Origin of the sequence: Paenilisteria portnoyi, assembly GCF_014322795.1 — a bacterium.
GTDB lineage: Bacteria > Bacillota > Bacilli > Lactobacillales > Listeriaceae > Listeria_A > Listeria_A portnoyi.
This window is the reverse complement of record NZ_JAASTT010000001.1, coordinates 1-11363: the sequence shown is the minus strand read 5'-3', so window position 1 is coordinate 11363 and position 11363 is coordinate 1. Positions and strand designations below refer to the sequence as shown.

Here is an 11363-nt window from a genome sequence, read left to right as displayed (position 1 = left end):
CGAGAGCACTGGAACGGAGCTTTTAACGACGAAAATAGGCGTTTGTCGACACGCTATCATGACAATTGTTCTATCATTTTCACAACACAAGCTGACGAATTCTTTGCTGCCGTCACTAAAAACTCATCAAAAGAGACACTAGCTTCACTATCTGCAACATCTGAAAGCGCTCGGATAATTAAAAACGGTACGTCAAACTGGTGCGCAACCTGTGCAATCGCGCAAGCTTCCATTTCTACCGCTTTTACCTCTGGGAAGAAAGTCGTAATCAATTCCCGTTGATCTGGTCGGTGAATAAAAGAATCCGTCGTCACCACGAGCCCGTAGACCGCCTTGTTTCCCTCTGAGAAGTTTTCTTGGTAGATTTGCTGTGCCAAACGCATCGCCTCTTCATCGCCCTGATAGAGTGCTGGCATTTGGGGAACTTGTCCGTATGTATAACCAAAAACAGTTGCATCCACATCCCCATACGCTAAATGATCTGAAATAATCACATCTCCAACTTCCAATTCCGCACCAATTCCGCCAGCTGAGCCAGTATTAATAATTAACGAAATATCATAATGGTCGCATAAAAGAGTCGTTGATAAAGCCGCATTCACTTTCCCAATGCCAGATTTCAACAAGACAATCTCTTTTCCAGCCAACGTTCCCGTGTAGAAAACCGCTCCCGCTATCGTTGTTTCCTCAAGTCCAGCCATCTGTTCCCGTAAAATTGTCACTTCTTCTTCCATCGCACCGATAATTGCTATTTTTCCCATTCTCAATCATCCCTTCCTTAAAAAAACTGTGTTCGAAGTGGATAAACCATCCGAAACACAGTCTTATCAATTTCTTTTATCATTCGTTTTGAGCACTTCTACTTTTGTCGGTTGCCATCCAGCCCCATCGACCCAAGTAATGTATACTCGGAAAGCTTTATCCGGATCAGATTTTGTTGAAACCGTTCCAATAGATTGCGTTGCAGGCTCATCACCGCGACCGACATACCAAATCGTCATGTCACCATTATCAATACCTGTCGCCTCAGAAAAAGCGTTCACTTTTTCTTCCCAATCCTCGCTATCCATTTCATAGGAGTTCACGTGATCACCTTTTTGTTCCGTCCCAACAGCTTTCCAATCTTTTGTAATGACTTCTGACACATTAGGATCATCGCTGGTTTCCGTCGTTTGCTCTTTCGGCTTCTCGGTGTCCTTTGCTTTCGAGTCATCCTTTTTCGTCTCATTCGCCTTTTGCGTTTGCTCCGTTTTTGGCTTTGTTTCTACTTTATCCGCCGAATCCTCAGCCGTTAAAAAAAAAACAAGCCATAAAACACCAACGATTGCCAAACTCATCAGTATGATTAAAATGTTCAGAGTGATACTCGTTCTTTTGTGTTTACTATTTTGCTCAGAGCGTGATGCTTCCACATGATTTTGGGCACTGCGTCGCTGCTCTTCCTTTTGTGTTTTCTTGTCCATATATGCCACCACCTTACCTAGGTCAGCGAAGCGAGAACGGTCCATCTTCGTCGTTAAAGATTCCGTTCCAGTGCTCACGTACGCAAGTACGCTCCGCACCCGGTACTCATCTTTGCCTAGAATATGAACCGTTCTCGCTTCGCTGAGGTTTTGCGTTATTTTCTTGTGTTGCGTTTATTCAAGGTTTCGTTCGGTCCATCTTCGTCGTTAAAGATTCCGTTCCAGTGCTCACGTACGCAAGTACGCTCCGCACCTGGTACTCATCTTTGCCTAGAACATGAACCGTTCTCGCTTCGCTGAGGTTTTGCGTTATTTTCTTGTGTTGCGTTTATTCAAGCTTTTTTTCGGTCCATCTTCGTCGTTAAAGATTCCGTTCCAGTGCTAGCATACGCAAGTACGCTCCGCACCTGATACTCATCTTTGCCTAGAATATGAACCGGCCTCGCTTCACTCGGGTTTTGTGTTATTTTCTTGTGTTGTGTTTATTCATTTCGATATATTAGGCGCTGATTTTTGTGATTTTGACGTTCATTTCGCCGCCTGGTGTTTGGATTGATACTTCGTCACCTTCTTTGCAGCCTAGTAGGGCTTTGGCGATTGGGGAATCATTGGAAATCAGGCCTTCGAATGGGTCTGCTTCGGCGCTACCCACGATTGTGTAGCTTTCTTCGTCGCCGTTTGGAAGCTCTTTGAAAGTAACGGTGTTTCCTAGTGCTACTTCACCGCTCATCGCGCTAGCATCGATGATTTGCGCATTGCGAATCATGTTTTCAAGGGTTGTAATGCGGCCCTCTACGAAAGCTTGCTCATCTTTTGCGGAATCGTACTCGGAGTTTTCCGAAAGATCGCCGAAACTACGGGCAATTTTAATACGTTCTACAACTTCTTTACGTTTGACTGTTTTTAAATCATTTAGTTCATTTTCTAATTTCGCTTTACCTTCTAATGTCATTGGGAATACTTTTTCTGTAGCCAAATTCTTTCTCTCCTTCATCTTTATGTTATTTGAAAAGCACGGAAGTTTGTTCTTTTCCGCGCCTCAACATGTATTTACTTTACGCCTGAAAGAGTAACACGATTCTCAGGGAATGTCCAGCAAATTTTTGTCCAATAGTGAAATTTTATCTTAATTCGCGTCTAATTACAAGTCGTAGCGTTGCATTATCGGTTCATTTCGAGTATTGTCGCCACTTTTGTCGTCATTAAATCGATGGCTACCTTGTTCTCGCCGCCTTCTGGGATGATAATGTCGGCGTATTTTTTCGTCGGTTCGATAAATTTTTGATACATCGGCTTAACCACGCCTAAATATTGTTCGATCACCGACTCCATTGTCCGGCCACGTTCGTTGACATCGCGCACCATCCGTCGCAAAATTCGAATATCATCATCTGTGTCGACGTAAACCTTGATATCCATGAGGTCGCGCAACTTCGGATCTTCCAAAATTAAAATGCCCTCTAAAATGATAACCTCTTTTGGTTCTTGGTGAATAATCTCGCTAGAACGTGTATAAAGCTCATAATCGTATACCGGTTTATCGATTGGCTCGTAGCGCAATAATTGCTTGATATGACGAATCAAAAGGTCCGTATCAAACGCTAAAGGATGATCATAATTCGTTTTTAGACGCTCCTCAAAAGCCATTTCTGCTTGGTCTTTATAATAAAAATCTTGCTCCAACATCAAAATGGAATGCCCCGTGAAATGATCATAAATCGCCTTACTCACACTCGTTTTCCCTGAACCACTACCGCCCGTCACGCCTACTACTATCGGCTTTTTCTTCGTCACTTTGCGCCTTCCTTTCTGCGACTAATCGCAAGGCCATCCCCTAAAGGAACAGTCGTCGTAATGAAATCTGGATTTTGCAAAAGCCAATCATTGAATTCCCGCATTTTTCTCGACACGCGTTGCTTTTGCTGCGCTCGCGGCGAATCGTGTAACGCCAACCCTTTAAAAAGCACATTATCGCTGTAAATGACACCGCCCGGAGCCAATTTATCGATATAAACGTTGAAAAATTTAGCATACTGAGCTTTTGCGGCATCAATGAAAATCGCGTCGAAATTCTCTTTTTCCAGCACAATCGAACTATCTTCCAAGGCATCCATGAGAAGAACCTCAATTCGGTCCTCTGCGCCAAATGCGTGAACATTGTGCCAAGCTCGGTCATAACGCACTTCATCGCGCTCCATCGTGACAATATGTACATCTGGCAACGCGTCTGCCATCCGTAAAGCAGAATAGCCAATTGCTGTTCCAATTTCCAAAATTCGCTTCGGTTGTTGAATTTGCATAATTTGTAACATAAAATGCATCGAGTCTATTTCCATGATTGGTACTTCGTGTTCCGCCGCATAAGCTTCCAATTCCATGAAGAACGGCTTGCGCTCTGGAATGTGCGAAAGCAAGTAATTATGAATTAACGTATCATTCACTGCTCTAAATCCCCCTTAACAGACTAATGATAAGCGCCTGTTCTCAAGCCTCTAAGGCCAAAAACAAACGCTTATCGTGTCTATTTATTGATTATTTGTAATATGTTCTTCTTTTAATTTGTTATGCTCTTCTAGCGTCTTAGAAAAATAAACCTGACCTGTTTTTGTATTCGCTAAAAAGTAAAGAAAATCCGTTTTTTCAGGATGCAACGTGGCTTCCATCGATGTTTCTCCACTATTCGAAATCGGACCTGGTGGCAAGCCTTTATTTTTGTACGTATTGTACGGCGAATCTACTTTCAAATCTTCATACATCGTACGCGATTTATGTTTCCCAAGCGCGTAAAGCACCGTCGGATCCGTCTGTAGCGGCATGCCCTCTTTCAGGCGATTATAAAAAACACTCGAAATTTTACTGCGATCGACATTTGCCGTTGCTTCTTTTTCGATGAGGGAGGACATCGTTAAGAAATGATGCACCGTCAATTTTTGCTTCGTAAGTTCTGGCTTATATTTAGCAATGTTGGCGTCTGTGGCTTTAACCATGTCGCTCACCATCGCTTTGATGTCCGTTTTGCCTGTAAATTCATACGTCGCTGGGTACAAATAGCCTTCTAGCGGATGCTTGATAGTTGCCGCCAAAACGTCCTTTGTGACCGTATCAGGATATGCCTTCATCAGTTCATTCACAAACGCCTTGTCGTCCATCACTTTTAAAATATCCGCTTTCTTCAATTCCGGCTTGTAAGCAACCATCCGATCCGCGATTTGATCTAAGGAATACCCTTCTGGAATAACGAGTCTGGACGGGACAATCACCTGGCCTTTTTTCAATTCATTAACCACTTGTTCCACGGTCATCGATGGACTCAATTTATATTTTCCAGCTTTTAAGTTCGTCTCATTTTTATATTTCACATAGTACGTAAAAATCATGCTACTATTAATAACGTTATTTTCTTGAAGAATATCGCCAATTTCTGATACTTTAGCGCCTTTAGGAATATCTACAATAATCGATTCCTTACTCGATGCATTGACAGCTTGGAGTTGCGAATCCACATAGAAATAGCCTCCAACCGTTAGCGCGACCAGCACCACGGCGATACTTGAAATAATAATCGTGATCATTTTGCTTTTGGATTTTTTCATCTCTAAACCTCTTTCATTCGTCTATGCAAAACATTTCTTTATCTATTATAACGGTAATCACTACCATAGTTCAACCACAATCAGCAAAAAATATAAATTCGTGACGTTTTCGACAAATTTAGCTATAATAAGGAAGCATCGTTAAACGGTTCAATCTAAACGAAAGAAGGCTATCCATGTTACATTCCATTATTGAAGCATTGCAAAATTTCGTCATGACCTTAATCGACCTATTTGGGCACTGGGGCATCTTCTGGGCGATGGTCATCGAAAGCGTCTGTATCCCGCTTCCAAGCGAAGTTGTCATGCTGTTCGGTGGTTTCATGGCCGAAGCAGGTGACCTAAACTTTTGGCTTGTGGTCTTCGCTGGTATCGCAGGAAACCTCGTTGGCTCCCTAATCGCCTACTATATCGGCAAATTCGGTGGCCGAGCCCTCGTTCTAAAATTCGGAAAATACATCTTTTTAAATGTCGGACATCTTGACCTAGCAGAAAACTGGTTTCAAAAATACGGCGCATCAGCAGTGTTCTTCGGTCGCCTCCTGCCCGTTATCCGAACTTTCATATCACTACCAGCCGGTATTGCAAAAATGAACATTTGGAAATTCATCACGTACACCATCCTAGGCTGCATCCCATGGAATATTTTCTTAACCTACTTAGGCTACAAGTTAGGCGCCAATTGGAGCGTTGTCGAAAAATACACCCGCCCAATCAGCTACGCCATGCTAGCACTCCTAGTCGTGATTGTTGTGTACTTAATCGTGAAAATAGTAAAAAAACGCAAACCAACTGCATAAAAAAGAAGAAGCTGGGAATTAGGCACTTATTCGTGCTAACTCTCAGCTTCTTTCGTTTAATCGGAAAAACCGTACTTCGTACGCAAAACCAAGTTCTTCGAACTAACACCAAACGATGCTATGAAATCGCAAAACCTCAGAGAGCGTACAAATGGGTAGATGCTAGGCAAAACCGAGCACCGAAGCGGAACGTATATTTATACGTGAGCATCGGAGCACAGGTTTTAACGACGCAGATGCGCGTTTGTACGCCCTCTGAATGATTATTCGGCGTCTTCGTCTTCTAAGAACGTCGCAAGGACCTCTTCGATCATGTCCCATTCTTCTTCTGTTTCCACAGGCTTTAACTCGCCTTGTGTGCCATCTTCATTTTCAATGAAAGAAGACGCTTGTAATTCGATTTCTTCCTCGTCTTCTGCACTTTCTGGATAATAAAGTACGTAAGATTTCTCAAACTCATCGGAGTTAAACGAGAATAAGACCGCGTAAAGCTCCTCGTTACCATCCTCGTCTACTACTGTGATATGTTCGTGATCATGTTCGTGATTTTCTGTCATAATGGACACCTCTTTTTAATTAATTATTTGAATCTAAATAAGACTGCAATATCATAACGGCTGCAAGCTTATCAATGACTTTCTTACGCTTCTTACGGCTAACATCAGCTTCAAGCAATGTCCGTTCCGCTGCGGCAGTGGTCAAGCGCTCATCCCATAAAACAACAGGAATCCCAGTGCGGCTTTCCAATACTTCCGCATACTTTTCAGATGCTTCTGCACGTTCACCAACCGTATTATTCATATTTTTTGGCCAGCCAACAACGATTTTATTAACATCGTATTCTGCGGCAAGTTCTTTCACGCGATCGTAACCAAATTGTTTCGCGCGTTCGTTTATCGTGATGGTCTCAATACCTTGTGCGGTCCAGCCTAGCTCATCACTAATGGCTACACCAACAGTCACCGAGCCAACATCTAATCCCATTGTTCTCATTTGTCACCAATCTTATTATTTTTTAGGTACGCCTTTACTAATTCTTCGATAATCTCATCACGCTCTAGACGGCGGATCAAATTACGAGCATCATTGTGGCGCGGAATATAAGCTGGATCACCAGAGAGCAAATAACCAACAATCTGATTAATCGGGTTATATCCTTTTTCCTCTAGGGCAACATACACTTTCCCCATCAGAATTTTGACATCTTCTTCAATCGAATCGTCGCCAAAACTATAAAACATTGTTTTATCAGAAGCCATTTTGATCAGCACCTCTTTCCCATTGTTATCGCTATTGTCCACATTTCATTTTACACTAAGTCTCGAAAAATAACAAAGAAGATGCTAATCCAATTGCTAATAAATACTTGCTATCTTGTTGTACAGTTTAGGATTGTTGCGCAACCCACTCTTTTACATAAGCTAATGCGCCTTCTAGTTTTTCTGGGTCTTTCCCGCCTGCTTGAGCTGTATCAGGGCGTCCGCCACCATTACCGCCGCAACGAGTTGCCACTTCTTTCAGCAATTTACCAGCGTGATAACCTTCTTTAATTAAATCTTCGGAAACAGCAGAAATTAAGCTGACTTTATCATCATGTGCTGCACCCAAAACAAGGATGCCGCTTGCTTTTGTTTCTTTCCAATTATCTAGATATTGGCGTAATTGGTTCATATCTTTCGCATTGACTTGTTTCGCGATAACGGCAACACCACCGACATCTTCTGGATTGCTAAAAATATCTGCGCTTGCTGCGTTGGATAGTTTCGCAAGTAAAGAGTCGTTTTCGCGTTTTAATTCGCGCATTTCTTGATGTAATTGTTCGATTTTTTGTGGTGTTTCTTGTGGCGATGTTTTAAGCAGATTTGCGGCTGCTTTTAGATAATGCTCTTGTTGATTTAGGAAGCGGTATGCGGATTCGCCGGTTACTGCTTCGATACGGCGAGTTCCTGCCCCGATGCCACTTTCGGAAATGATGTTGAAAAGTCCGATTTCAGACGTATTTTTAACATGGATACCACCACAAAGCTCGATGCTGTAATCGCCAATACGGACAACGCGGACAACATCACCATATTTCTCGCCGAATAACGCCATCGCGCCGAGTTCTTTTGCTTCTGCAATCGGCATTTCTTTGATGCTGACTGCGATTTGTTCCCAAATTTTACGATTGACGATGTGTTCCATTTTTTGAAGTTCTGCGTCGGTAATTTGGCCAAAATGAGAGAAGTCAAAACGTAAACGATTCGATTCTACGAGAGAGCCTGCTTGGTTGACGTGATCGCCGAGTACGTCTTTTAACGCACGATGAAGCAAATGCGTTGCGGTGTGGTTCTTCACGATGCCGCGGCGGGTGGCTTTGTCCACTTCAAGCGTTACATGATCGCCTTTGTTTAGACTTCCTTCTTCGATGCGTACTTCATGGATATTTTGCTTATTTGGTGTTTTTTGAACGTTTAGAACGGCTGCTGTGAAACCGGATTTTTTAATGGTTCCTTGGTCCGCGATTTGTCCGCCGCTTTCTGCATAAAATGGTGTTTCTTTGAAGATGACTTGCACTTTATCGCCACGTGATGCGCTTTCTGCTAAGCTACCTGATTTGATAATGTACAGCACTTCGGTCGCAACGCTTGTCGTTTCATAGCCAACAAACTCACTTTTCTCTGTCAAACTTGTTAGTAGCTCTGTTTGGACGCTCATCGATTTAACGTCAGCACGTGCGTTACGTGCCCGATTGCGTTGTTTCGTCATTTCTGCTTCAAAACCAGCGTGATCGACTGTTAAACCGTTATCTTCAGCATATTCTTCTGTCAGCTCAACTGGGAATCCGAATGTGTCGTATAATTTGAAAATGTCTGCGCCGTTCATTTGACCAGAGTCTTTAGCGGCCGCCATCATTTCTTCTAAAATCGCCAAACCTTCATTTAGCGTCTCATGGAAACGTTCTTCCTCGGTGCGTACAATTTTTTGGATGAAATCGGTTTGTTTTTCTACTTCAGGATAGTAACTATTCATAATTTTGCCGACTACAGGTACTAATTTATACATAAATGGTTCGTTAATATTGAGGTTTTTAGCGTAACGAACGGCACGACGTAGCAAGCGACGCAACACATAACCACGACCTTCATTGGATGGTAATGCGCTGTCACCGATTGCAAAAGCTACGGTACGCACGTGGTCTGCGATAACTTTAAATGCTGTATCTGTTGCAGGATTTTGACCGTATTTTTCACCAGAAATCGTCTCTACTTCACGAATGATTGGCATGAATAGGTCGGTTTCGAAGTTTGTAGGCGCATCTTGAATGATTGAAACCATCCGTTCGAGGCCCATCCCTGTATCGATGTTTTTCTTTGGAAGTGGCGTATACGTGCCATCTGCGTTGTGATTAAATTGCGAAAATACAAGGTTCCAAATTTCCAAATAACGTTCGTTTTCGCCGCCTGGATATAATTCTGGATCTGTCGTATCATTGCCATAAGCCTCGCCACGATCGTAAAAAATCTCACTATCCGGACCACTTGGACCTTCGCCGATATCCCAGAAATTGTCCTCAATCGGCACGATATGATCGTCTGTCAAGCCAACTTTTTCTTTCCAAATCGTCTTCGCTTCTTCGTCTTCTGGATAAACCGTTACGTATAATTTATCCGGATCAAAGCCAACCCATTGCGGGCTAGTCAGAAATTCCCATGCCCAAACGATGGCTTCTTCTTTGAAATATTCACCGATGGAAAAATTACCGAGCATCTCGAAAAATGTATGATGGCGCGCTGTTTTCCCTACATTTTCGATGTCATTTGTACGGATTGATTTCTGCGCATTAACGATACGTGGGTTGTCTGGAATCACGCTACCGTCGAAATATTTTTTCAATGTTGCGACACCACTATTAATCCATAGCAAAGATGCATCGTTAATCGGCACGAGCGGCGCACTTGGCTCCACTTTATGGCCTTTTTCCTGGAAAAAATCGAGGAACATTTGTCTTACTTCAGCACTTGTTAATTGTTTCATTTTATTTCCTCCTTTTTGATTGCGCGAGTATGGATACAAAACAAAAAGCCTCATATCATCTCGCAATACAGGGACGAATATGTTCGCGGTACCACCCTGTTTGCAATGATATAAGACTTGATCATTACCTCTTTAGAATCCTTAACGCGGAATAAGACGAAAAATAGGCGTGATGTGAGGTAGCACAGAAATCGCTGTCTCGTTTATGTTCTTCCAGCCATAGGAACATTTCTCTTGCAAACGGGCGTGTTTCTTTAAGCTCACACTATTTTTAGTTGTATGATACTTGAAATTATAAAGGATGTGGCGGGTTGTGTCAACGATTAATCAATGGACAATATCGTTATATCGTTTATAATAGGTGTGTAGATGGAAAACACATAACGAAAGAAGATGACTAAAATGACAAAATATTGGATTGGTGTGGCTTCCTTAGATCATGTTGAATTAGGCGTGGATGGTGGCTTTTCGCAGTTATGTCATGGTAAAGAAGCGCCACTTAAACGGATGAAACCTGGAGATTGGCTAGTTTATTATAGTCCGAAACAAACGCTTGGTAAAGATGAGAAATGCCAGTGTTTTACGGCGATTGGACGGGTAAAGGGGGAGGATATTTATCCATTTGCGATGAGTGAGACATTTGTACCTTATCGTAAAGATATTGATTTTTTCCCAGATGCAAAACAAGTGCCGCTCAGCGCGGTGTCACAGCTAGAAGCTTGGCAGAAATATCGCGCTTCCCTTCGTTACGGCCATTTTGAGATTGATAAGGATTTCTTTTTGATGTTGGCTGAGCAGATGGGTTTGCCGATGAAATATGAATCGTAAGGGGGATTCCGTGGGATGATGAGTGATGTTTTGGTTGTGATTGATATGCAAAATGGGGTGAATTCGACGGATTATCCATTAGTTCATTTGGAGCGCATGTTGGCTGGTGTGAATCAGCGGATTGCGAGTTATCGGGATGCTGGGAAACCGGTTATTTTTGTGCAGCATGTGGATGAGGAATTGGTGATTGGCAGTGATGCGTGGGCGTTGATGCCGGAATTGGACAGTCGACAGGATGATATTTATGTGAATAAGACGCATGCGAATTCGTTTTATAAGACGGATTTACCGGCGATTCTTGCTGGGTTAGATGCTCAGAAAATCGAGTTTTGCGGTGCGCAGACGGAATATTGTGTAGATACGACCGTTCGATTTGCGCATGGATTGGGATTTAATTGTTACATGGTTCGTGGATTGCATACGACTATGGATAGTGATTTGATCGATGCAAAAACGATTATGGCACATCATGAAACGATTTGGGATGGGAGATTTTTGACCTTTTTGTGAATAAAAATCGTCCTGATATATTTTGCGAAGAAGTGTATCAGGACGACCTAATTTGATAATCCCTACCTTAATAGTTGAACCAATTTCATAAGTCGCTTTTTATTCGAAATTAGACGAATCCAATTTTATGATTTTTCATTTTTAAACGTTCA

The 11363-nt window shown here is 42.5% G+C and carries 13 protein-coding genes; 3 read left to right on the top strand and 10 right to left on the bottom strand.

Annotated features, from left to right (window positions below; translation table 11 throughout):
- Positions 1-56: 56 nt before the first annotated feature.
- From mtnN to mltG, 6 genes are all read right to left on the bottom strand, one after another.
- On the bottom strand, positions 57-761 hold the full coding sequence (gene mtnN, locus HCJ66_RS00065) for a 5'-methylthioadenosine/S-adenosylhomocysteine nucleosidase (RefSeq protein ID WP_187131320.1): 705 nt from the start codon (positions 759-761) through the stop codon (positions 57-59).
- Positions 762-827: 66 nt separating this feature from the next.
- Entirely contained in the window at positions 828-1463 is a 636-nt protein-coding gene (locus HCJ66_RS00060) for a YrrS family protein (RefSeq protein ID WP_187131319.1), read from the bottom strand.
- A gap of 499 nt (positions 1464-1962) precedes the next feature.
- Positions 1963-2439 carry a transcription elongation factor GreA gene (greA, locus tag HCJ66_RS00055; protein ID WP_187131318.1) on the bottom strand — a complete coding sequence of 159 codons (477 nt, stop codon included), beginning with the start codon at positions 2437-2439 and terminating at the stop codon, positions 1963-1965.
- A gap of 185 nt (positions 2440-2624) precedes the next feature.
- Complete coding sequence (udk, locus tag HCJ66_RS00050) at positions 2625-3257, bottom strand: uridine kinase (protein WP_036079211.1); 633 nt, start codon at positions 3255-3257, stop codon at positions 2625-2627.
- A complete protein-coding gene (locus HCJ66_RS00045) occupies positions 3254-3904 on the bottom strand; it encodes a class I SAM-dependent methyltransferase (protein WP_187131317.1) in 651 nt (216 codons plus the stop codon). Before HCJ66_RS00045 ends, udk begins: the two co-directional genes overlap by 4 nt.
- Before the next feature lie 84 nt (positions 3905-3988).
- A complete protein-coding gene (gene mltG, locus HCJ66_RS00040; RefSeq protein ID WP_187131316.1) occupies positions 3989-5056 on the bottom strand; it encodes an endolytic transglycosylase MltG in 1068 nt (355 codons plus the stop codon).
- 176 nt (positions 5057-5232) lie between these two features.
- Between mltG and HCJ66_RS00035 the strand changes: the two genes are divergently transcribed.
- Entirely contained in the window at positions 5233-5856 is a 624-nt protein-coding gene (locus HCJ66_RS00035) for a DedA family protein (RefSeq protein ID WP_187131315.1), read from the top strand.
- A gap of 263 nt (positions 5857-6119) precedes the next feature.
- Here the strand turns inward: HCJ66_RS00035 and HCJ66_RS00030 are convergent, their stop codons facing one another.
- From HCJ66_RS00030 to alaS, 4 genes are all read right to left on the bottom strand, one after another.
- Positions 6120-6413 carry a DUF1292 domain-containing protein gene (locus HCJ66_RS00030; protein ID WP_036079223.1) on the bottom strand — a complete coding sequence of 98 codons (294 nt, stop codon included), beginning with the start codon at positions 6411-6413 and terminating at the stop codon, positions 6120-6122.
- A gap of 19 nt (positions 6414-6432) precedes the next feature.
- Positions 6433-6849 (bottom strand): Holliday junction resolvase RuvX, encoded by a 417-nt coding sequence (gene ruvX / locus HCJ66_RS00025; RefSeq protein WP_181675444.1) that lies wholly within the window; start codon positions 6847-6849, stop codon positions 6433-6435.
- On the bottom strand, positions 6846-7115 hold the full coding sequence (locus tag HCJ66_RS00020; protein ID WP_036061807.1) for an IreB family regulatory phosphoprotein: 270 nt from the start codon (positions 7113-7115) through the stop codon (positions 6846-6848). Before HCJ66_RS00020 ends, ruvX begins: the two co-directional genes overlap by 4 nt.
- 127 nt (positions 7116-7242) lie before the next feature.
- Positions 7243-9873, bottom strand: coding sequence for an alanine--tRNA ligase (alaS, locus tag HCJ66_RS00015; RefSeq protein ID WP_187131314.1), 2631 nt, complete (start codon positions 9871-9873; stop codon positions 7243-7245).
- Between the two features lie 402 nt (positions 9874-10275).
- Between alaS and HCJ66_RS00010 the strand changes: the two genes are divergently transcribed.
- Together HCJ66_RS00010 and HCJ66_RS00005 are read left to right on the top strand one after the other, a co-directional pair.
- Entirely contained in the window at positions 10276-10701 is a 426-nt protein-coding gene (locus HCJ66_RS00010; RefSeq protein WP_187131313.1) for an EVE domain-containing protein, read from the top strand.
- Positions 10702-10716: 15 nt separating this feature from the next.
- Positions 10717-11211: a cysteine hydrolase family protein gene (locus HCJ66_RS00005; protein ID WP_187131312.1), complete on the top strand. Its 495-nt coding sequence runs from the start codon at positions 10717-10719 to the stop codon at positions 11209-11211.
- Positions 11212-11363: the final 152 nt, after the last annotated feature.